We start from the raw sequence: 21,456 nt of genomic DNA, 5'->3' as shown, positions 1-21,456 counted from the left end.
TGGATCCCGTCCGGCGTGACCGCCCCGGATCAGGCCCGTCGGACGAGGAGTTCGGTGTTGCGGTCCGCCGGGGTGCCCGCCAGCCCTTCATGGACCGCGCCGGTCATACCGGCGAGACGGGGTGCGTTGTAGGACAGCTCGCGGTAGAGGGACGCGAGCCCGACGGCCGACAGGTCGTCGAAGTCCGTGCGGTGCGGCGCGGCGGACTCGATCAGGGTGGTGAACAGGGACAGCGTCCCGTCATGGTTGTCGACGAGTTCGATGACCCGGGCATGCTGCGGATAGTCCACATGCGAGGCGGTGTTGACCTCCCAGAAGGAACGGGCGGCCGTCGGGTGGGCGTGCGGCGTGATGCGATTGATGTGGCTGTGGCCGTTGATCCACGCCACCACGTTCGGGAACCGGTTCAGCAGCGCGATGACCTCCTCGCCGTCGTGCCGCCGCTCCTCCGCGCGCGCCGCGTCGGGCCGCCGGGTCATACTCGGGCTGTGATGGTGGCTGAACACCAGGATGTGCGCGTCATCGGCACCGGCATTGCGTACCAGCCGCCCGTCCGCGTCGTAATGGCGGGAGCTGTGCGCGGCCAACGTCCGCTCCAGCCACTGGAGTTGCTCGGTGCCCAGCGACCCCTCGTAGTGACCGCTGCGGTAGGTGGTGTCGATGCTGATGCCGACGACACCCTCCGCGACGGGGAAGGTGTAGTACATCCGGTCGCCGTCGAGGTGGTTGTCGGTGTAGCCGTGTCCGACGGGCCCCGCGCCCGCGAAGGCCGGGTCCAGGTGGGCCCGCAGATACTCGTGCGGTGTGGCCATCCGCCGGCGCTCGTCGGGGGTCACGGTCCGTGCCCGGCCGGCGTTGCGGGCGAGGATGTCCTTGAGCACCGTGCTCTTGGGGTCGTCGCCGGAATCCAGCACCTTCTTGAACGCGGCGACATCGGTGTCAGGTACGGAGAACAGCTTGCGCGACCCGGTGATGTACTCCGTCAGCATCGGGTCCTGGGGGGCCAGACAGCCGCCCGGCAGGTCGTCGTGGTTGCCGGGCGTCGAGTACCACGGCATGCGCAGACCGGGGCTGGTGACCGGGCGCATCGCGGCTTCGAGGTAGCCGGGTATCTGCGGCAGACCCCGCTTCTTGTCCTGGTCGCGCAGCGCGTCGTCCGGGTGCCAGTACAGCGGGAGGCCGGAGTTCTGTACGCCCTCGAAGGACGCCGGGTCCCCGGTGTTGGGGGTGATGCGGCCGCCGCTCATGAGGGTGAGGAACCACTCCAGCTCGACCATGGAGTGGTTGTCGATGTTGTCGCCCGTGGACATGACGAACGCCGGCGGACGACCGGTGTGCGGCCCGCCGCCGAGCGCGTTGGCCTGCTCCACCAGCGAGACCGAACCGGCCACCGACAGCGCCTCCTGCGCCCGCCACATTCCCGGCGACCCGGCGCGCAGGAACTCGGTGCGCAACGGGCTCTGGACGTCGACCACATGGAGGTCGGTGAACTGGACGAAGCACGCCAGCGGGGTGCGCCGGTCCTGGCGTCGGGTCGACGCGGCGGCGAGTTCACCCCGGACGACCAGCGGCCAGCCCGGGCCGGAGCTGAGGCGGCGGTAGCCGCTGCTGCCGACGAGGCGCGCCGCGGTGTCCAGCGTGGTGGCGCTGTGCGGTGCCGCGCGGCGTACGGCCGGGCGGGCGGGCGCGGTGCGGGGGAGTGTCCGTGCGTGTCCGGCGCCCGGCGCCGCGCTGCTGCTGCGCTGGCTCGGAAGTGCCCAGGCGGCGCCGGCTCCGGCGACGGCGGCACCGGAAGTGAGGAGGAAGTGACGACGGTTGGTGGGGATCTGGGTCATACCGGCCATGCGGCCCTCCGTGCCGTGGCGGGGAGGCCCGACCACAGCGGTGTCACCAATCGGAATGTCTCATTCCAGAGCTTGGGCGGTGCGCGTGACCGGTAGCTGAACGAACCCGGAACGCGGTACACCCATTGCCTGTCGGTTACCGTCCGCCCCTCGCCCGGCCGCGCCGACCGGGACGTCCCGCCCCGAAGCCGCCGCATGACGACGCGATGTCCGGTACATCTGTCGAAGGCAAACCGCGGGGAAACCCGCCGCCCGCCGACAGGGAAACCTGCCGCCCGCCGACGCCGACGCCGACGACGACGCGGGATCAGGTCTCCCGCCCCGCACCGCCCCCCAGTTCCCCACGGCAGGAGAGCCGATGTCCAGCAGCCCCGCCCCGATCCGCATCACGTCCTACGGCGCCCGCTGGGGCGCCCCGCCCCGGCATGACACCGGCGCCCTCGTACTGGACGTCCGGGACCGGATGTGGGACCCGGCCGACGTGGCGGTCACCGCGCCGCTGGTCGTGCTGACGGGGCTGGATCCCGAGGTCCGCGACTATGTGCTGTCCGCCCCCGACGCCCGGCAGACCGTCGAGCGCACCGGCCGTCAGCTGCTCGCGCTCCACCGGGCCGCCACCGACGAGGCGGTGCACCTCTACGTCGCCTGCTGGTACGGCCGCCACCGGGCGCCGGCCGTCGCCCGTGCCGTCGCCGACTGGCTCGCCGAGCGCGGAACGGCCGCCGACGTCGAACACCGCGACATCGCCCGCCCTTTGATCCACCGCGAGCCCGCGAAGCAACTGGAGGTCTGCGCCTTCTGCCGGATGGCCGCCGGCACGGACCCCGCCCCGCTCGTCCGTGACTGGCCCGACGCCTTCGCGATCGTGCCCCGCCGCCCGGTCACCCCCGGACACCTCCTGGTCATTCCCCGCCGCCATGTCCGGGACGCGACGACCGACCCTGCCGTGACCGCCGCTGTGATGCAGCGCGCCGCGGAGCTCGGCGGAGAACTCGCCGAGGACCTGAACATCATCACCGCCGCCGGCCCGGCGGCGACCCAGACGGTCTTCCACGCCCATGTCCATCTGATCCCCCGGCGCCACAGCGACGGCCTGCCACTGCCCTGGGCCCCACAGCGTCCGTGAGTTCCGCCCCCGATGCCCTGCCCAGTACGGACCCAATGCGTTGCCCAGTACCTACCTAAGGGCGTTCGATATCGCCACCACCGCACTAGAGTGAAGCGGTGACCCCGTTATCGGAAAACCTGCCGCCACGGATCAGCGAAGAGGACCGCGACGCGGCCGTACAGCGCCTCCAGGACGCGTTCACCCAAGGGCATCTCTCGCACGAGGAGATGGACGCCCGCCTCCACCAGGCACTTACCGCCAAGACGCCCGGTGCGCTCGTGGAGGCTCTGACCTCGCTCCCTGAGGAGGATGCGGGGACCACGGCCACGATCACCGTCGCCGGCGGACGCATCCACCGGCGCGGCGCATGGCGGGTACCTCGCACGCTCACGGTCGCGTCCGCATTCGGAAGGGTGCACCTGGACCTGTCCCGGGCGGTGATCGAGCATCCGGTGGTCGACATCGAGCTGCAACTCGGCACCGGCAGAGCCAGGATCACGGTGCCTCGCGACGCGATGGTCGATGTCGAGGCGCTGCAAGCCGGGTGGAAGGACCCGGTTTACAAGGTCCCGCGGCGCCCCCGTACCGGCGGACCGACGATCCGGATCTCCGGAACCATGGGGTTCGGACGGTTGAAGATCCGGCACGCGCGGCGCTGAGGCCCCTCCGGCGCCAGGTCCACCTGCCCGGCAGGGAGCCGACGCGCCGATCCCTGCCCCCCCTCAGATCACCACTCCCACGGCACCCTTCCGCCCGCGCCTTCGCCTGCGCTTTCGCCCACGCCTCCGGCCGAGCGGCGGCCCGCGTCGGTCGAGGCCGGGCGACGGCCCAGGTTGAGGGCGGTGCCGAGATCGACGGTCGGGTCCAGCGCGGCGTCGATACGGGCGTGGAGCAGCGGGCCGCCGCCGGTGAAGCCGGTGGTGCCGAGGGCCGTGTTCAGCTTGGCGGCGGCCGCCGCGGTGACCGTGATGCCGGTGTCCATACGCAGCGCCGCGGCATGGGTGTCGATGGCGGAGGCGATGGCGGGGCGGGTGAAGGTGCCCACGGTCATGCTCGGGCCGCGGTTCAGCCGGGCGCGGAGGGTGCCCTGGCCGAGGTCGACGGTGAAGCCGGTGATCTTGACGACCTTCTTGGCCGTGCGGTTGACCAGCGCGATCCCGGCATCGGCGAGCCGCAGCTCGCCGCCGACCTTGCCGCCGCTGTTGGTGACCGCACCGCCCTTGATGCCCAGACTGATGCCGCCGGAGTCGTGGTGCGGGGTGACGGTGCCCCGGCTGTCGACGTCGGCGAGCGCCACACCGCGTGCCTTGAGCGCGGCAAGAAGGGCGGGCGGCGTGGCGAAGCGGGCCGAGCCGCCCTTGACGGGGACCTCGGTGTGGCCTGCGGGGCGGGCCGGGGCGGACGGGCCGCCTGACGGCGGGGTGGGGGCGGAGGGCTGTGCCGGGGCCGGGGTGGCGGCGACAAGAGCGGTGGTGAACGCCAGAGCGGCGGCTGTGGCGAGATGGCGAGCGCGCATATGTGTCCCTTTCTCCGGTGCGACCGAGTGCCGGAATCGGATGCCGGGAGATCCACCGCCGACGGCCGGCCGGTGGGACATCCGTACCGTGATCACCTCGTCACTTTAAGTGGGTATCCGCGAGGCCCCCGGCAGCCCGGCCCGGGACTGGGCCAGGCGCCTGAAATCCGGCGCTGTGCAGAGGTGTGCGGTCCCGGGCGATCACAGCCGAGGCCGGGCCCCTGAGGCGGACGACGTGTCAGGCTCATGTGCCGCCCTCACAGGTTCGCCGCCGGAGACCGGCCTCGCTGCCCTACCGTAGGGCGCCATGAAGGCTCTGATCATCGGTGGCAGCGGGTTCCTGGGGACGGCACTGGTGCGCCGGGCGACGGCTGCCGGCGGAGGGACGGCCGCGACGTACTGTTCCCGCCCCGGCAGCCTTCCCGGAGCCTCGTGGCATCCTCTCGACCTGCGCGCCCCCGGGCACCTCGACGAGGTACTGGCCGCGGCCGACCCCGACGTGGTCATCAACGCAACGAGCGGAGGGAGTGACTGGGCGGTCACCGCCGAGGGCTCGATCCGGGTGGCGATGGCCGCGGCGCAACGGGGCTGCCGACTGGTGCATGTCTCCAGCGACGCCGTCTTCTCCGGTTCACCGACTCGCTACGACGAGACCTGTCTGCCCGACCCGGTCACCCCGTATGGCGCGGCGAAGGCCGCCGCCGAGACCGCCGTGCGGCTCCTGGCGCCGGCCGCTGCGGTCGTCCGCACCTCATTGATCATCGGGCACGGCGGCTCCGAGCACGAGCGCCGGGTCCACGCCCTGGCGGCCGGCACCCGCGACGGTGTGCTGTTCACCGATGACATCCGCTGCCCGGTGCATGTCGACGACCTGGCCTCCGCGCTGTGGGAACTCGCGGTGTCCGACGGGGCCGGCGTATTCCACCTCGCCGGGGCGGACGCCGTCAGCCGTCATGAACTCGGCGTTCTCATCGCCCGACGTGATGGGCTCGACGCCGGCCGGCTGGCTGCCGGACGCCGAGCCGACACCCGCATGCCCGGGGCCCTCGATGTCCGCCTCGACAGCAGTGCCACACAGCGGCGCGTCCGCACCCGGCTGCGGGGAGTCCGGGAGTTCCTCCAAGTGCGGTGAGCGGAGCTGCTGTTGCCCCGTCGGCAGCTGCGGCTCGATCCGCCTCCACGGGTATGGCCACCTGCGCCTACCGCCGGTAACTTGTCCCTGGCCTGTCGGTGGTGCCCCGCCGAGCGGCCGCTTGTCGGACGACGCCGGCGAGCACGCCCGACGAAGCAGGCGATGACGTGCAGCCGCTCCTACGTTCCGTGTGCCGTGCCCTGGTGATGTGCCTGGTACTGACGGGGCTTGCCGTCCCCGGGGCGGCCGCGGCCCCGGCCCGGCCGGATGCCTCCGGGTCCGGACCGTCGGCCGCCGGGAAGGCCGCGGAGGCGTGGACCGCTCCGCTCTCCACCAGGGGCCGCTATATCGTCGACGCCGACGGCCGGCGCTTCCGGCTGAAGTCGGCCAACTGGGACGGGGCACAGGGCTCCTGGAACGGTTCGGGTGACATCGACGAACCGGCCGGCCACCACGGCGGGCAGAACTCCCACGGCATGCCCCTCGGCCTCGACCGGGTGGGGATCGCCACGCTGCTGGACGACTTCCGGGCGCTGGGACTGAACAGCATCCGGCTGCCGTTCTCCAACGAGATGCTCCATGCCACGGCCCCCGTGCCGGATGCCGCGGTCGCCGCCAACCCGCACCTGCGCGGCAAAACCCCCCTGGGCGTCTTCGATGCCGTGGTCGAGGCCCTGACCGCGGGCGGCTTCGCGGTCATCCTCAACAACCACACCAACACCACCCGTTGGTGCTGCGGCCTCGACGGCAACGAGCGGTGGAACAGCCGCCAGACCACCCGGCAATGGGCGGACGACTGGGTCTTCATGGCGCGCCGCTACCAGCACAACAGCCGCGTGGTGGGGGCGGACCTCTACAACGAGGTGCGCCGTGACGTCCTGGACGACCCCAACTGGGGCCTGGGCGACGGCCATGACTGGCAGGCCGCCGCGCAGGAGGCGGCGGACCGGATCCTCACCGAGGCCAACCCCCGTCTCCTCATCGTCATCGAGGGCATCAACTGGACCGGCGTGCCGGTGGACGGTCTGCCGCACGGCCGCCCCACCCTCACCCCGGTCCGTACGCTCTCGCACACCCTCGTCACCTCCGGGAAGCTCGTCTACTCGGCCCACTTCTACGGCTATACGGGCCCGCACCACAGCGGCGCCACCGGGGTGGGGGAGACCAGCGATCCCCGCTACCAGGACCTGACCCGCGACCAGCTCCGTGCCGTCCTGTACGACCAGGCGTTCTACGTCTCCGCGGAGAGCGGCCGGCATTTCACCGCGCCCCTGTGGATCAGCGAATTCGGCGTCGGCTCCGGGGAGTCGAACCCGGCCGCCCGCGCCTGGTTCGGCAACCTCACGGACTACCTCGCCGACACCGACACGGACTTCGCCTACTGGCCGCTCGTCGGCTGGAGCACCGACGGCCAGGGCGGGCCGGCCGGGGACAACTGGGCCATGCTGCGGTACGACAGCGCCGGGCGCCGCAGCGGCATCCTCGACGGCGACGACTGGCGGGCGGCCGTATGGCACCGGCTCATGACCGCGCCGCAAAAGACGGGACCGGTGCCGGCGACCCCCGCCTGGCACCTGCTCACCACCGACCACCGCGACTTCGTGCAGTCCCTGAGCGCCCGCTCGCTGGGCGACTGGGACAGCGGCGCCCGCAAAGCGGCCTGCCCCGACGGCGAACGGCTTATCGGCCTCAGCCACACCCGAGGCCGCGGGCTGTGCACCGACGCCCCCACGGCCGGCCCTCTGAACGAACCCGGCAGTGTCCCCACCGTGGTGCGGGACGAACGCCATGTCCCCGCCGGCGGCGACTGGGCGCCCGGCTACAGCAAACTCCAGTGTCCCGACGGCCACTTCCTCACCGGTTACAGCCTGCGGGGTGCGGGGGTCTCCGCCGCGTTGTGCACCCCGGCCCGCACCGCTCTCGGCACCGGCGGCAGCACCGTCTGGTTCGACCGCGGCGACAACCGTCCGCCCGACGGCCCCGGTGGCGACTTCGCGCACGGCCACTACAAGGGACAGTGCCCCTCCCGCTCCTACGCGGCGGGCATCGCCTACACCTACCGCCTCGGCCACCTGGGCCGCCCCGACGCCCTGCTCTGCCGCCCCCTGACCGGAGAAAACTGAGTCGACCCGAAGGACCGGCCGGGGTATCAAGGGACGCTGTCCACGACACCGTTCCGATGCGGAGGGCGCCATGTGCGCGCGCAAGATGCACACCGACGAGGCGGACATCGACGTCCCTCTCGTGCGCCGTCTGGTGGCCGCGCAGTTTCCCCGGTGGGCGGACCTGCCCGTCACGGCGGTCGACTCCGCCGGTACCTCCAACGCCATGTTCCGGCTCGGCGGCGACATGGTCGTACGGCTCCCGCGCATCGCGGGGGCCGCCCACGACGTGGCGAAGGAGCACCACTGGCTGCCACGGCTGGCCCCCTCGCTCCCGGTTGCCGTACCCGGACCGCTGGGCAAGGGCCGGCCCGCCGACGGCTACCCCTGGCACTGGTCCGTCTACCGCTGGCTCGACGGGGAGACACCGGCCACCGGCCGTCTCGCCGCGCCCCACGCGCTCGCGGCGGATCTGGCGGAGTTCATCACCGCACTGCACCGGATCGACCCCGCGGACGGGCCGCCGTCCTACCGCAGCGAATCCCTGGCGGCCCGGGACCGGGCGACCCGCGCCGCGGTGGCGGAGCTGTCCGGCATCGTCGACACCGGCGCGGCGATCGCCGCCTGGGAGACGGCCCTCCAGGCGCCCGCCCGGCCCGGCCCGGCCGTCTGGATCCACGCAGACCTGCAACCAGGAAATCTGCTGACCGTCCGTGGCCGGCTCGCGGCCGTCATCGACTTCGGCTGCCTCGGCCTCGGCGATCCCGCCGTCGATCTGATCGTGGCGTGGTATCTGCTGCCCGCCGACGCGCGCGGCGCCTTCCGTACGGCCCTGGGAGCCGACGACGCCACCTGGGCCCGGGGCCGTGGCTGGGCGCTGTCCATCGCGCTCAGCGAACTCCGCTACTACCGCGACAGCAACCCGGTGATGGCGGCCATCGCCCGGCGGGTCATCGAGGAAGTCCGCATCGAGCATGCGCGGGCCGCCGTCTGACCCCGGATCGCCGTCGGGCAGGTGGTCCGCCCGCCGGGCCCGGCCGCACGGCCTTTGCCCCGGCGCCTGGGGCCGGCCCCGAAAGCTGTATGTGACCGATGTCCGGAATGGTCGTTCTCAGGTGATGAAACGCATCCTCACCACCTCGTTCCTTGTCCTGTCCTGCCTGGTCCCGGCCGCTCCGGCGCAGGCCGACGGCCCCGAGCGGATGCCGCAGGTGGCAGGCCAGGGCCTGGTCGCCGCCTACCGGGCCCTGAACTACGACACCTCCGTGCAGCTCCGGGACGGGCGCGGCGCGGGCCGCCATGTGCTGTGGCCGGCGAGCTGGAAGGTCTGCTCGCAGAGCCCGGACGCCGGTGCACCCCTACAGGGGCGCAAGGCCACGCTCACCGTCGTCAAGACCCATGAAGAGTGTCCGGCCTGACACCCGGCGCCCCCGGTGCCGCGGGGCTCAGTCGCGCGGGAGCCGGCCCTTGCTCCGCATGGCGGCGCGGACGCGGTCCTCGGCGAGGCGGCGGCCGGCCGCATGCGGGGTGATGTCCTGCTGCCGGGCCTCGTCCAGGACCGTCACCGTGTTGGCCCGCAGCCTGGCCGAGACCGACTCGAAGATGCTCGCTGTGCCGGGCCGGAACCCGGAATAGCGGGCATCCATCGCGAAGGCGGCCGCGACCACACCGCCGGCGTTGGCCACGAAGTCGGGCAGCACGGTGACACCGCGCTCGGCGAGAATGCTCCGGGCCTCCGCCGACGTCGGCAGGTTTGCGCCCTCCACGATGAGCTTCGCCTTGATCTCGTGTGCGGTGCCGCGGTGGATCACGTCCTGGAGCGCGGCGGGCACCAGGACGTCGCAGTCCACGGTGAGTTCGGCGCCCGCGGGGAGCGCGGTACCGGCCGGGTGACGGGTGACGAAGTGGTCGCCGTGCTCGTCGCGCGCCGCCAGCAGGGCTCCCACGTCGAGACCGCTGGGGTCGTACCGCACCCCCTGGGCGGTGGACACCGCCACGATGGTGGCGCCCAGCTCCGCGAACCGGGTGGCGGCCGCGCTGCCGACCGCACCGAAGCCCTGAAGGGCGACCCGGGAGCCGGCCAGCGGCAGCCCCTGGTGCTGCGCCGCGGCGTCGGCCGCCTCGGCCACCCCGTAGCCGGTGACGCCGAGCTTGTCGTAGGCCACCCCGCCGAGATGCTCAGGAGTGCCGACGGCGGCGCCGCGGTCGCCCAGCTCGTCCTGGATGATGGCGGCATCACTCTCGGTCAGGCCCATGTCGAGCCCCATCACATACTCGCGGGGCACCTCGTTGGACAACGCACGGGCGAAGGCCCGCAGCACCGCCTCCTTGTCGCGGGACGCCGGGTCGGCGACGATGCCGGCCTTGGCGCCGCCGTAGAAGAGGTCGACCGCGGCCCACTTCCACGTCATGACGCGGGCCAGCCGGGAGACCTCCTCCACGGTCACACCGGGGCTCATCCTCGTTCCGCCCTTGCCGATCCCGCGGGCGGTGTTGTCGATCACCAGGACGCCCTTCATGCCGGTGCGCCGGTGCGAGACGACGACGATTTTCTCGGGGCCCCACTCGTCGACGAGGGAGAGTGCGTCAGTCACGGGAGTGTTCCTTGTCGGTAGGAAGCGAAGGGAGACCGGCGCGGGCAGCGGAGCCGGCCGGTCGCAGTGCCTGGGCGATCAGCTGGGCGAGATGGGTGCCCTCGCGCGAGGTCTGCTGAGCGATCTGGGTGCGGCAGCTGAAGCCGTCGGCCAGGATCCGGGTGTGAGCCGGGGCCGAGCGCACCGCGGGGAGCAGGACCTGTTCGCCCGCGGCGACGGAGACGTCGTAGTGGCCGCGCTCGAAGCCGAAGTTGCCGGCGAGACCGCAACAGCCGGAATCGAGGGCGGTGTTGTCGACGCCCAGCCGGTCCAGCAGCGCGCTGTCGGCACCGAAGCCGGAGGTGGCGTGCTGGTGGCAGTGGGTCTGGCTGATCGAGCGGGCCTCGATCCGCGGGGGCTGCCAGTCGGGGGCGTGGTGGACGAGGAGTTCGGCGAGGGTGAGCGTGGCGCGGGAGAGGGCGCGGGCGTCCTCGTCGCCGTCGAGGAGTTCGGGCAGATCGCCCTTGAGGGCTGCCGTGCAGCTCGGCTCCAGTCCGACGACGGGGAGGCCGGCGGCGACGGCGGGGGCCAGTGCGGCGGTGGTGCGCCGGGCGATGCGGCGGGCCGTGCCGAGCTGTCCGGTGGTGATCCAGGTGAGTCCGCAGCACTGTGTGCCGTCCGGGACCTGGACCCGGAACCCGGCGTCTTCCAGTACGGCCACCCCGGCCTGGAGGACCTCGGGGCTGAAGTGGTTGTTGAAGGAGTCGACCCACAGCACGACCGGGCCGCGCCGGCCGTCGCCCCGGGGCGTACGGCCGCGGAACCAGGCCAGGAAGGTCTGCCCGGCGAAGCGGGGGAGTTCCCGCTGGGCGGCGATCCCGCCGAGCCGTTTGACGGCCGGGGCCAGCCGGGAGGAGGTGAGGGCGTTGACCAGGCGGGGGACCCGGGCGGCCAGCCGTGACAGCAGCGGCAGCCAGCCCATGGTGTAGTGCGAGGCGGGCCGGAGCCGCCCCTTGTAGTGGTGGTGCAGGAACTCCGACTTGTAGGTGGCCATGTCCACTCCGACGGGGCAGTCGGCGCTGCACCCCTTGCAGGACAGACACAGATCGAGGGCGTCGCGGACTTCGGTGGAACGCCAGCCGTCGGTGATCACTTCGCCCTGCGTCATCTCGTACAGCAGCCGGGCGCGGCCGCGGGTGGAGTCCTTCTCGTCCCGGGTGACCCGGTAGCTGGGGCACATGACCTCGCCGCGGTGGTCGGTGGAGCGGCACTTGCCGACGCCGACGCAGCGGCGCGTGGCCTTGGCGAAGTCCCCGTCGTCGGCGTGGAAGGGGAAGACGGTGGCCAGGGGCAGCGGCCTGCGGTGCGGGCTGACGCGCAGATTGCCGTCGACCGGCAGCGGCTGGACGATCATGCCGGGGTTGAGGCCGTTGTCGGGGTCCCAGATGCTCTTGAACTCCTCGAACAGCGCGATGATGTCGGGTCCGTACATCAGCGGCAGCAGCTCGGAGCGGGCCTGCCCGTCGCCGTGCTCACCGGACAGCGAACCACCGTGGGCGGCGATCAGCCGGGCGGCGTCGGTGACGAAGGCGCGGAAGACGGCGGTGCCCTGCTCGGTGCCGAAGTCGAAGTTGATCCGGACGTGCAGACAGCCTTCGCCGAAGTGCCCGTAGACGGCGCCCTGGAGCCCGTGATGATCCAGCAGCTCGGTGAACTTGCGGAGATAGGAGCCCAGTTGGCCAGGCGGGACGGCCGCGTCCTCCCATCCGGGCCAGGCTTCCGAGCCGTCGGGCAGCCGGGTGGCCAGCCCCGCGCCGTCCTCCCGGATCCGCCACAGGGTGCGGGCGCGCACGGGGTCGGTGATGATCTCACTGCCGGTGGATCCGGCGGCTTGGCGGGCGGTCTCGGCCAGCGCCTCGGTCTGCCGGGGCAACGCGTCCGCGGTGTCGCCGAGTTCGGCGAACAGCCAGGCTCGGGCGGCCGGCAGGGTGTCGATGGCGGCCCGGGTCGCGGGCCGGGTGACGATGTCGGTCAGCGCGTGGTCGAGCCCTTCCAGCGCCAGCGGCCGGTGCTCCAGCAGGGCGGGCACCGCGTCGGCCGCGGCACAGGCGTCCGTGAACCCGAGGACGACCAGGGCCCGCGCGGGGGGCGGGGAGAGGAGCCGGACGGTCGCCGAGAGGACGACGGCCAGTGTGCCCTCGCTGCCGACCAGTGCGCGGGCGAGGTGGAAGCGCCGCTCGGGCAGCAGCTGTTCCAGTGCGTAGCCCGACACCTGCCGCGGGAACCGCCCCAGCCCGGTGCGCAGCGTGGCCAGATTGCGCTGGGCGAGACGGTGCAGGGAGGCGATCAGCTGGCCGCGGTCGCCGCCCGCGGCGATGGCCTCGTCGATCTCCTCCGTGGTCATCTCGCCGAGCCGGACCACCGTGCCGCGGTAGGTGATCACTTCGAGTTCCACGATGTTGTCCGCGGTGCGTCCCCAGGCCAGGGAGTGTGATCCGCAGGCATTGTTGCCAATCATGCCGCCGAGCGTGCAGCGACTGTGGGTGGACGGATCGGCGCCGAACAGCAGGCCGTGCGGGGCGGCGGCCCGCTGGAGATCGTCCAGCACGATGCCGGGCTCGACGGTCGCGGTCCGGGCCTCCGGGTCCAGTGCGAGCAACCGGTGGAAGTACCGGGAGAAGTCGAGCACCACGCCCGGCCCGACGGCCTGCCCGGAGGTGCTGGTGCCCGCGCCGCGTGCGGTGACCGGCACGCCCAGCCGGCGGCAGACCGCGAGCGTGTTCCGGATGTGCCGCCGCTCGCCGGGGAAGACGACGGCCAGCGGGATCTGCCGGTAGTTGGAGGCATCGGACGCGTACTGCGCGCGGCGGCCGGCGTCACCGGCGACCTCGCCGCAGTCCCCCGCGCCGAGAGCCTCGGCCACGGCCGCCGCGTCGAGTCTGCCGGCCTGCGATGCTGTGGTCACCGTGCTTGCTCCTTTGCGCTCACCGGCCAGGTTCGGCCTGGTGAGACCACGATGTGGGCCGGAGGGGACAGGGACAAGGCCCAGCAGGACAAAAGTATTGACGCTTGAGGGCGAGCAATGCTTATGCTCGCCCCCGTCGTTCCCGGGAGTCCGCCGTGCTGAAGCCACTGCATCTGCTCACGCTGAAGGCCGTCGTCCGCAGCGAGTCGTTCGCCCTCGCGGCCCGCGACCTCGGCTACACCGCGTCCGCCATCTCGCAGCAGATCTCCGCCCTGGAGAAGGAGACCGGGCTGGTGCTGTTCGAGCGGGAGGCACACGGTATCCGTCCCACCGCGGCCGCCCACCGACTGGTCGATCTCAGCACCCACGTGCTGGCCGCCATGGACGATCTCGACCACCAGGTGCAGGAGCTGGCCACCGGCGCCACCGGCCGGCTGCGGCTGGGCAGCTTCCCCACGGCCGATGTCCGGCTGGTGCCCTCGGCGCTGTCCGCCCTCGTCGAGACCCATCCGCAGGCGCAGATCCAGCTGGAGGAGGCCGAACCCGATGAGCTGCTCACCGCGCTCAGCCAGGGCGACCTGGACGTCGCGCTGGTCTACGAGTACGGACTCAGCCCCCGCCAGTGGCCCGCCGGCCTGACCCGCCATCATCTGCTGCGGGAGGACCTCATCCTGCTCAGGGCCCGGGGCAGCGGTCTGAGCGCGCAGCTGTCCCAGCTGTCCCGGGCCCGCTGGATCACCAGCCGCGAGGACACCGCCGGGGCCCGGTCCTTCCGCCGGCTGTGCGCGGCCGCGGGCTTCGAGGCCGCCGTCGCCTTCCGCAGCAACAACTACGCCGTGGTGCGGGAGCTGGTCTCGGCCGGCCTCGGCGTGGCGGTGGTCCCGGCACTCGGGCATCTGCCCAGTGACGGGGTCGAAGCCACCCTGCTCAACCAGCGTTCCGCGCACCGTCAGGTGATGGCGCTGCACCGCAGTGAGAACAGCAATCCGCTGCTCCCCGCCGTGCTGAGCTGTCTGCGCCGCGCCGTGCCGTCCGGTGAGCCGTATCTGCACCCGGCAGGCGACGCCTGACGGTGACGGCGGAGGCGGGCTCCGTCCCTCCAGGGGAGGAGGGAGGGACGGAGCCGGTAGAGGTGGCCGACCGTCCGTCACGGAACGGGCGTGGGCTCGGCCTCGTCGGATTCGGACAGGTCGTCCAGCGTGTCGAGATCCACCGAGCCGCCCGGCATGACCTGGCGGGTGTGCCGGTAGCCGTACGCGGCGTAGATGACCAGCCCGACGACCAGCCAGCAGCCGAGCCGCACCCAGGTCTCCCACTGGAGGAACGACATCAGCCAGACGGAGAAGACGATGCCGAGGACGGGCACCACCGGCATGCCCGGACACCGGAAACCCCGCTTGAGGTGCGGCTTCTTGTAGCGCAGCACCAGCACCGAGGCGGAGACCACCACGAACGCCAGCAGCACGCCGATATTGGTGAGTTCGGCGACGGCGTTGATGGGCAGCACCCCCGCCAGCACGGCGGACACCCCACCGATCAGCCAGGTGGCGCGGTGCGGAACCTTGCGCTTGGGGTGGATGGCACCGAACCAGGCGGGCATCAGACCGTCGCGGCTGAGGGCGTACCAGAGCCGGGAGGCGCCCATCATGAACGAGAAGGTCACGGTGACGATGCCGATGACCGCACCGACGGCGATCACATTGGCCAGTCCGCTCAGCCCCACGCTCTGGAACGCGCTGGAGATCCCGCTCTTCGGATTGATCTCGCTGTAGTGCTGCATCCCGGTGAGCACCACGCAGACCAGCACATACAGCACCATGGAGACCGCCAGCGACAGCATCATCGCCTTCGGCAGCTTGCGCCGGGCCTCCAGCGACTCCTCCGCGGCCGTACTCAGCGCGTCATAGCCGAAGACCGCGAAGAAGACGGTCGCCGCCCCGGTGAACGCCCCGCCGAGACCGAACGGCGCGAAGGGCTGGAGATTGCCGCTGTCGACCTTGGTGAAGCCGACCACGATCACCAGCAGCACGATCGCGATCTTGACGATGGTCAGCACCGTCTCCACCCGGGCCGAGGTGCGGGTGCCACGGGTCAGCAGCCAGGCCACGCCGAGGCAGATCGCCACGGCGAGCAGGTCGATCTTGTGCCCGGCTCCGGTGCCGGGAGCACCCAGGGCCCAGGCCGGCAGATGGATACCGACGGCCTCCAGCAGGAATCCCAGGTAGCCCGACATCCCGATCGCCACGACGGCGACGATGGCGGTGTACTCCAGGAGCAGATCCCAGCCGACGATCCAGCCCACGAGCTCCCCGAGCACCGCGGCACAGTAGGTGTAGGACGAGCCGGCCTTCGGCACCATGCCGGCGAACTCGGCGTAGGCGAAGGCCGCGCAGAGCGAGGCGGCTCCGGCCACCAGGAACGAGATCAGGACGGCCGGACCGGCGACATCCCGGGCGACGGCCGCGGCCAGACTGAAGATGCCGGCCCCGATGATGGCACCTATGCCGATCATCGTCAGCTGGGTCAGGCCCAGTGTGCGCACCATGCGCGCACCGGTGGGCTGTTCATGGGGAAGTGTTCGCCTGAATACCCCCTTGGGGCCTCTTCCCAGCAGCGCGGGGAGGGTGGATTTCGGGGTGTGATGAGGGGACATGACCGCTCCCTGTCAGGCACCGGCAGCACGACGGGCCACCGTTGTGGCGTGGGTCACCACTGGCCTGAAACCATCGCTCACGAGGTCCCCTGGCAAAAGAGACCGCAGGGCGACAACTTGCGGTGCTGAGCGCAAGGAAAACTGGCGCAGCCGCGTCAGAGGATGAGGGCGCCGGGCTCTCGTGTACGCAGCATCTTGTTCCCCGGGCGGGTCAACTCGTCCCAGAGGCTGGGGTGTTGGGCGGTTGGATGGGCCGGCCCTGCTCCGCGGGACAGCCCTTAGCCGGTGGGCTCGTTGCCGGCCCCGGACACCGCCCGCAGGACCTCGACCAGAGCCGTCACCGTGGGCCGGTGCTCGACGGCGGAACGGAAGATCACCACGATGTGCCGCTCGATCCGCTCCCGCAGCCGCACCACGTCCAGGCGGGACGCCCGCAGGCCGAGCATCAGATCCGTCACCGTGCTCACCCCGATCCCCGCCTCGACCAGCGCCAGCGTGGCCGCGGTATCGGTCACCTCGTGCTGGACCCGCGGTTCGACACCCGCCCGCCGGCAGGCGGTGCGCACCGCCCGCCCGTAGTAGCTGTCCGCCGACGGCAGGATCCAGCCAAGCTCCTGGGTCTCCGCCAGGCCGATCACCTCGCGGCCCGCCATCGATCCGGCCGGTACCGCCAGCGCGAACCGCTCGCGGTACAGCCGCCGCACCCGCAGGGCGGGCTCGCGCGGAATCGGCACATCCGGGTAGTCCAGCCCGAGCGCCAGGTCCACCGCGCCGGACGCCACGGCGTCATACACCTCGTCCACATCCATGTCGCGGCTCTGCACCGTCAGCTCGGGATGCGCCCGCCGCACCTCCTGGAGCGCCGGCGGCAGCAGCTCGGCGGCCGCCGTGGCGAACAGCCCGACCTGGAGGACGCCGGAGATCTCGTGCCGGGTGCGCTCCAGGGCCTCGACGGCTTCCGCCTCCGTGGACAGGATCCGCTCCGCGTGGCGGGACAGCGTCCGGCCGGCATCGGTCAGCTCCACCCGCCGCCCGACCCGGCGCAGCAGCTCCATGCCCGCGGCCTTCTCCAGCGCGGCGATCTGCTGGGAGACCCCGCCGGGCGTGTATCCAAGGGCCTGGGCCGCCGCGGTGATCGTGCCGCGCCTGGTCAACTCCACCAGCGACCGCAGCTGGGCACTCGTCCAGTCCATATAGAGATCGTAATAGATCAGACGCAGTAACTGTTCGTAGACGTCAACGGTTGGGGTGCTGCACGATGGCGGGCAGCTAGCTGATCAGCAGTCCTCGCCATGCATTGACAGCCCAGCCCTCGTGCCGGACGGACGCCCCCGGCACCGGGCCGGGCCTCTGGAAGGGATCGGCCTCTTGTCCATGTCATCCACCTCCCGCACCGTCCCGCCCACGGCCGACGTGGTGATCGTCGGCGGCGGTGTGATGGGCACCAGCATCGCGTTCCATCTGGCCGAGGCCGGGGTCCACAACATCGTCGTCGTCGAACGCGGTGAACTGGGCAGCGGCAGCTCGGGCAAGCCGATCGGCGGCGTCCGGGCACAGTTCTCCGACCCACTCAACATCGCCCTGGGCAGCCGGAGTCTGCGCGCCTGGCAGGACTTCCCGCAGCGGCCCGGCGCCGACATCCGGCTGGACAGCGTCGGCTACCTCTTCCTGCTCACCAGCGACCAGCAGGCCGCGGATTTCGAGACCGGCGTCCGCCTCCAGAACACCCTCGGCGTCCCCAGCCGCATGATCGGCCCCCGCGAGGCGCAGCAACTGTGCCCCTACCTCAGCACCGACGGGCTGGTGGCCGCCGCCTACTCACCGACCGACGGCCACGCCCGGCCCGGACTCGCGGTCCAGGGCTATGCGCGCGCCGCCGCACGGGCGGGGGTGGTCTTCGCCCCGCACACCGCCGTCACCGGCCTCGACACCACCGGCGACCGGGTCACCACCGTCCACACCGACCACGGCCGGATCTCCTGCTCCACGGTCATCTGTGCCGCCGGCGCCTGGTCCGCACGGATCGGCGCGATGGCGGGCGTCCACCTCCCGGTGCGCCCGGTGCGCCGCCAGCTCGCCTTCACGGCGCCGCTCGCACCGCCCGCCCCGCGCATCCCCTTCACCATCGACTTCGCTTCCACGGCCTACTTCCACAACAGCGACGACGGACTGCTCTTCGGCCTCGCCGACCCCGAGCAGGCCGACGGCTTCGACACCACCTGGACACCGGACTGGCTCCGGCTCTTCCGCGCCGCCGCACGGCGCCGGGCCCCCGCCCTCGCCGACATGGAGACCCAGGACGGCTGGGCCGGACTGTACGAGGTCACCCCGGACCACAACGCACTGATCGGGCGCTCCGGCACGCTGCCCAACTTCCTGTACGCCACCGGGTTCTCCGGCCATGGCTTCCTCCAGGCCCCCGCGGTCGGCGAGATCATGCGCGATCTCCACCTCGGCCGCACACCGTTCGTGGACGTCACCCCGCTCAGCGCCGACCGGTTCACGACCGGTGCCGAAACCCGCCCCGAAGCACACGTGGTGTGAGTTCCCCCGACCGAAAGGCAGACCTGTCGATGTTCAGCCAGTGGCAACTGCGTGCCGCCTTCGCCCGGCGGCTCTCCGAGATGTACGGGCGGGAGGTGCCCGCCTACACGACGCTCGTGGACGTCTCGCGGGAGATCAACGAGGAGGTGCTGGGCGAGCGGGGCGCCGACGCCGAACGCCTGGGATCCATCGGCCGGGTGACCGCCGAACGCCACGGCGCCATCCGCGTCGGCACCCCCGAGGAACTCTCCCAGGTCGCCCGGATCTTCGGCGCGCTGGGCATGCACCCGGTGGGCTTCTACGACCTGCGGGAGGCCGCCGCCAGCGCGGTCCCCGTCATCTCGACCGCCTTCCGCCCCGTCGACGGCGAGGAGCTGGCCCACAATCCGTTCCGGGTTTTCACCTCCCTGCTCACCCCGGCAGACCCTCGGTTCTTCGACCCCGAACTGCGCGCCCGCCTGGAGAATTTCCTCGCCGGCCGCGAGCTGTTCCCCCCGGAGCTGCTGGCGCTGGCCGACCGCGCGGAGGCCGCCGGAGAGCTGTCCGACACCGACGCCGAACGCTTCCTCCACCTCGCCGTGCAGGTCTTCGAACTGTCCCCGGAGCCGGTCGACAGGGCCTGGTACGAAACCCTGGAGAAGGTCTCCGCCGTCGCCGCGGACATCGGCGGCGTAGGCAGCACCCACATCAACCACCTCACCCCCCGCGTCCTCGATATCGACGCGCTCTACCGGCGGATGACCGAGCGCGGAATCGAGATGATCGACGCCATCCAGGGACCACCCCGGTGGCCGGGCCCCGACGTCCTGCTGCGCCAGACGTCCTTCCGCGCCCTCGCCGAGCCCCGCGCGATGCGCACCCCCGACGGCGAGGTGACCAGCGGTGCCCTGCGGGTGCGTTTCGGTGAGGTCGAAGCCCGCGGCATCGCCCTCACCCGCCAGGGCCGCGCCCGCTACGACACGCTCCTCGCACGGGTCGACGAACTGGCCGCCCGCGAGCCGGAGACCGACCGGGCCGAGATCGCCCGCGCCCTGTGGACGGCGGAACTCCCCGGCACCGAACACGCCCTCGCCGCCCAGGGCCTGGCGCACTTCACCTATCACGCCATCCCGGGCCGGCCGGCGGACGGCAGCCGCCCGCCCGCCGGCCTCGACGAACTGCTCGACCAGGGCTGGGTCCGGGCCGAACCGATCGTCTACGAGGACTTCCTGCCACGCTCCGCAGCAGGAATCTTCCAGTCCAACCTCAGCGAAGAAGGCTCCAGGAACAACGACCGCACCGGCACCGCCTACGACAGCGACTGGCTCTCCGGCGCCATCGGCCGCGAAGTCCTGGACCCCTTCGACCTCTACGAAGAGCAACAGAACCGCTCCCTCGCCCAGGTCGCCCGAGAACTCGCCCTGGACGGTCTCCCCGGCTGACCCGGCCGATCCGTCACCCACCCCTCCCCACCCAAGGAGCATCATGACCGCCACCGCCCTCCCCACCACCGAGGACCTGCGCACCCGCGCCCGCGCCGCCCTCACCCGCGTCGGCGTCACCGTCGAGGAAGGCGGCGACTTCCACGCCCGCAGCCCCATCACCGGTGAAGACCTCTTCGGCCTGCGCGCCGCCACCGCCGCCGACACCGAGGAAGCGCTCGCCGCCTCCCGCGAGGCGTTCCTCACCTGGCGCAGCACCCCGGCGCCCCGCCGCGGCGAACTCGTCCGCCGCCTGGGGGAGTTGCTGCGGGAGCACAAGAGCGACCTGGGTGACCTCATCACCATCGAAGCGGGCAAGATCCGCTCCGAGGCGCTCGGCGAGGTACAGGAAATGATCGACATCTGTGACTTCGCCGTCGGTCTGTCCCGCCAGCTCTACGGCCGGACGATCGCCTCCGAGCGCCCCGGCCACCGTCTCGCCGAAACCTGGCACCCGCTCGGTGTGGTCGGGGTGATCTCGGCGTTCAACTTCCCCGCGGCCGTCTGGTCGTGGAACACCGCCGTCGCTCTGGCCTGCGGCGACACCGTGATCTGGAAGCCCTCCGAGCTCACTTCGCTGATCTCGCTGGCCTGCACCCGGCTGCTGGACCGGGCCGCCGAAGAGGTCGGTGCGCCGCGTGACGTGCACCGCCTGCTGCTGGGTGACCGCACCGTCGGGGAAAAGCTCGTCGACGATCCCCGGGTCGCGCTGGTCAGCGCCACCGGTTCGACCCGTATGGGACGCGAGGTCGGCCCCCGCGTCGCCGCCCGCTTCGGCCGCACCCTGCTGGAACTCGGCGGGAACAACGCCGCCGTCGTCGCGCCCTCCGCCGACCTGGACCTCGCCGTCCAGGGCATCGTCTTCGCCGCGGCCGGCACCGCGGGGCAGCGCTGCACCACCCTGCGCCGTCTCATCGTCCACCAGGACATCGCCGACACCCTCATCGCCCGGCTGACCGCCGCCTATCAGAAGCTCCCCATCGGCGACCCCTTCGACGAGACCACCCTCGTCGGGCCGCTCATCACCCCGCAGGCGCTGGACACCATGCAGGAGGCCCTCGTCCGCGCACAGGCGGAGGGCGGCAAGATCCTGGCCGGCGGCAACCGGCGCCTCACCGACGCCGCGCCCCGGGCCAGTTACGTCGAGCCGGTCATCATCCGCGTCGACGCACAGACCGACGTGGTCCGCGAGGAGACCTTCGCCCCCATCCTGTACGTCCAGACCTACGAGACCCTGGAGGAGGCCATCGCGCTGCACAACGATGTCCCGCAGGGCCTCTCGTCCAGCATCTTCACCCGGGACCAGCAGGAAGCCGAGCTCTTCCTGTCGGCGGAGGGCTCCGACTGCGGTATCGCCAATGTCAACATCGGCACCTCCGGAGCCGAGATCGGCGGCGCCTTCGGCGGCGAGAAGGAGACCGGCGGCGGCCGCGAGTCCGGTTCCGACGCCTGGCGCGCCTACATGCGCTCCGCCACCAACACCATCAACTACTCCAGCCGGCTCGCCCTCGCCCAGAACGTCAGCTTCCTTTAGGCCACGACCGCTTGACGGATCGTCC

Annotated in this window: 16 protein-coding genes; 10 read left to right on the top strand and 6 right to left on the bottom strand. The window is 71.9% G+C overall.

What is annotated here, in order from left to right:
• Positions 1-29: 29 nt before the first annotated feature.
• Positions 30-1,844 carry a TIGR03767 family metallophosphoesterase gene (locus AC3EUV_RS22120; protein ID WP_432142377.1) on the bottom strand — a complete coding sequence of 605 codons (1,815 nt, stop codon included), beginning with the start codon at positions 1,842-1,844 and terminating at the stop codon, positions 30-32.
• Positions 1,845-2,202: 358 nt separating this feature from the next.
• Between AC3EUV_RS22120 and AC3EUV_RS22115 the strand changes: the two genes are divergently transcribed.
• Both AC3EUV_RS22115 and AC3EUV_RS22110 read left to right on the top strand, forming a co-directional pair.
• Positions 2,203-2,970, top strand: a complete 768-nt coding sequence (locus AC3EUV_RS22115) for a RapZ C-terminal domain-containing protein (protein ID WP_435603678.1) — start codon at positions 2,203-2,205, stop codon at positions 2,968-2,970.
• A 98-nt stretch (positions 2,971-3,068) separates the two neighbouring features.
• Positions 3,069-3,611, top strand: a complete 543-nt coding sequence (locus AC3EUV_RS22110; RefSeq protein WP_435603677.1) for a DUF1707 SHOCT-like domain-containing protein — start codon at positions 3,069-3,071, stop codon at positions 3,609-3,611.
• Positions 3,612-3,679: 68 nt separating this feature from the next.
• On the opposite strand, the gene AC3EUV_RS22105 is transcribed toward AC3EUV_RS22110, so the two are convergent.
• Entirely contained in the window at positions 3,680-4,468 is a 789-nt protein-coding gene (locus AC3EUV_RS22105; protein ID WP_432142374.1) for a hypothetical protein, read from the bottom strand.
• A 307-nt stretch (positions 4,469-4,775) separates the two neighbouring features.
• On the opposite strand from AC3EUV_RS22105, the gene AC3EUV_RS22100 reads away from it, so the two are divergent.
• The 4 genes from AC3EUV_RS22100 to AC3EUV_RS22085 all read left to right on the top strand — a co-directional run bounded on the left by AC3EUV_RS22100 (position 4,776) and on the right by AC3EUV_RS22085 (position 9,120).
• On the top strand, positions 4,776-5,600 hold the full coding sequence (locus AC3EUV_RS22100) for an SDR family oxidoreductase (RefSeq protein WP_432142373.1): 825 nt from the start codon (positions 4,776-4,778) through the stop codon (positions 5,598-5,600).
• A gap of 206 nt (positions 5,601-5,806) precedes the next feature.
• Positions 5,807-7,723, top strand: a complete 1,917-nt coding sequence (locus AC3EUV_RS22095; RefSeq protein WP_435603720.1) for a cellulase family glycosylhydrolase — start codon at positions 5,807-5,809, stop codon at positions 7,721-7,723.
• Positions 7,724-7,793: 70 nt separating this feature from the next.
• Positions 7,794-8,696, top strand: coding sequence for an aminoglycoside phosphotransferase family protein (locus tag AC3EUV_RS22090; RefSeq protein WP_432142372.1), 903 nt, complete (start codon positions 7,794-7,796; stop codon positions 8,694-8,696).
• Between the two features lie 124 nt (positions 8,697-8,820).
• A complete protein-coding gene (locus AC3EUV_RS22085) occupies positions 8,821-9,120 on the top strand; it encodes a hypothetical protein (protein WP_435603676.1) in 300 nt (99 codons plus the stop codon).
• Positions 9,121-9,147: 27 nt separating this feature from the next.
• On the opposite strand, the gene AC3EUV_RS22080 is transcribed toward AC3EUV_RS22085, so the two are convergent.
• Positions 9,148-10,296: a Glu/Leu/Phe/Val family dehydrogenase gene (locus AC3EUV_RS22080; RefSeq protein WP_432142370.1), complete on the bottom strand. Its 1,149-nt coding sequence runs from the start codon at positions 10,294-10,296 to the stop codon at positions 9,148-9,150.
• Entirely contained in the window at positions 10,289-13,240 is a 2,952-nt protein-coding gene (locus AC3EUV_RS22075) for an FAD-binding and (Fe-S)-binding domain-containing protein (RefSeq protein ID WP_432142369.1), read from the bottom strand. Before AC3EUV_RS22075 ends, AC3EUV_RS22080 begins: the two co-directional genes overlap by 8 nt.
• Before the next feature lie 155 nt (positions 13,241-13,395).
• Between AC3EUV_RS22075 and AC3EUV_RS22070 the strand changes: the two genes are divergently transcribed.
• Entirely contained in the window at positions 13,396-14,310 is a 915-nt protein-coding gene (locus AC3EUV_RS22070; RefSeq protein ID WP_432142368.1) for a LysR family transcriptional regulator, read from the top strand.
• Positions 14,311-14,387: 77 nt separating this feature from the next.
• On the opposite strand, the gene AC3EUV_RS22065 is transcribed toward AC3EUV_RS22070, so the two are convergent.
• Both AC3EUV_RS22065 and AC3EUV_RS22060 read right to left on the bottom strand, forming a co-directional pair.
• A complete protein-coding gene (locus AC3EUV_RS22065; RefSeq protein ID WP_432142367.1) occupies positions 14,388-15,785 on the bottom strand; it encodes an amino acid permease in 1,398 nt (465 codons plus the stop codon).
• A 386-nt stretch (positions 15,786-16,171) separates the two neighbouring features.
• Positions 16,172-17,086, bottom strand: a complete 915-nt coding sequence (locus AC3EUV_RS22060) for a LysR family transcriptional regulator (protein WP_432142366.1) — start codon at positions 17,084-17,086, stop codon at positions 16,172-16,174.
• 181 nt (positions 17,087-17,267) lie between these two features.
• On the opposite strand from AC3EUV_RS22060, the gene AC3EUV_RS22055 reads away from it, so the two are divergent.
• The 3 genes from AC3EUV_RS22055 to amaB are packed head-to-tail and all read left to right on the top strand — an operon-like array spanning position 17,268 to position 21,431.
• Positions 17,268-18,437, top strand: a complete 1,170-nt coding sequence (locus tag AC3EUV_RS22055; protein ID WP_432142365.1) for an NAD(P)/FAD-dependent oxidoreductase — start codon at positions 17,268-17,270, stop codon at positions 18,435-18,437.
• Positions 18,438-18,466: 29 nt separating this feature from the next.
• Complete coding sequence (hglS, locus tag AC3EUV_RS22050; protein ID WP_435603719.1) at positions 18,467-19,858, top strand: 2-oxoadipate dioxygenase/decarboxylase; 1,392 nt, start codon at positions 18,467-18,469, stop codon at positions 19,856-19,858.
• A 43-nt stretch (positions 19,859-19,901) separates the two neighbouring features.
• Positions 19,902-21,431 carry an L-piperidine-6-carboxylate dehydrogenase gene (amaB, locus tag AC3EUV_RS22045; protein ID WP_432142364.1) on the top strand — a complete coding sequence of 510 codons (1,530 nt, stop codon included), beginning with the start codon at positions 19,902-19,904 and terminating at the stop codon, positions 21,429-21,431.
• Positions 21,432-21,456: the final 25 nt, after the last annotated feature.

The organism is Streptomyces sp. bgisy130 (assembly GCF_057708345.1).
Note: the sequence above shows the minus strand (reverse complement) of the source record. Positions and strands in the feature narration are given on the sequence as shown.

Bases quoted from the DNA above. Each gene is read 5' to 3' on its own strand.
- AC3EUV_RS22100 (WP_432142373.1), top strand. From the start codon at position 4,776: ATGAAGGCTCTGATCATCGGTGGCAGCGGGTTCCTGGGGACGGCACTG.
- AC3EUV_RS22120 (WP_432142377.1), bottom strand. From the start codon at position 1,844: ATGGCCGGTATGACCCAGATCCCCACCAACCGTCGTCACTTCCTCCTC.
- hglS (WP_435603719.1), top strand. From the start codon at position 18,467: ATGTTCAGCCAGTGGCAACTGCGTGCCGCCTTCGCCCGGCGGCTCTCC.
- AC3EUV_RS22060 (WP_432142366.1), bottom strand. From the start codon at position 17,086: ATGGACTGGACGAGTGCCCAGCTGCGGTCGCTGGTGGAGTTGACCAGG.
- AC3EUV_RS22095 (WP_435603720.1), top strand. From the start codon at position 5,807: ATGTGCCTGGTACTGACGGGGCTTGCCGTCCCCGGGGCGGCCGCGGCC.
- AC3EUV_RS22065 (WP_432142367.1), bottom strand. From the start codon at position 15,785: ATGGTGCGCACACTGGGCCTGACCCAGCTGACGATGATCGGCATAGGT.
- AC3EUV_RS22105 (WP_432142374.1), bottom strand. From the start codon at position 4,468: ATGCGCGCTCGCCATCTCGCCACAGCCGCCGCTCTGGCGTTCACCACC.
- AC3EUV_RS22115 (WP_435603678.1), top strand. From the start codon at position 2,203: ATGTCCAGCAGCCCCGCCCCGATCCGCATCACGTCCTACGGCGCCCGC.
- amaB (WP_432142364.1), top strand. From the start codon at position 19,902: ATGACCGCCACCGCCCTCCCCACCACCGAGGACCTGCGCACCCGCGCC.
- AC3EUV_RS22090 (WP_432142372.1), top strand. From the start codon at position 7,794: ATGTGCGCGCGCAAGATGCACACCGACGAGGCGGACATCGACGTCCCT.
- AC3EUV_RS22055 (WP_432142365.1), top strand. From the start codon at position 17,268: ATGTCATCCACCTCCCGCACCGTCCCGCCCACGGCCGACGTGGTGATC.
- AC3EUV_RS22085 (WP_435603676.1), top strand. From the start codon at position 8,821: ATGAAACGCATCCTCACCACCTCGTTCCTTGTCCTGTCCTGCCTGGTC.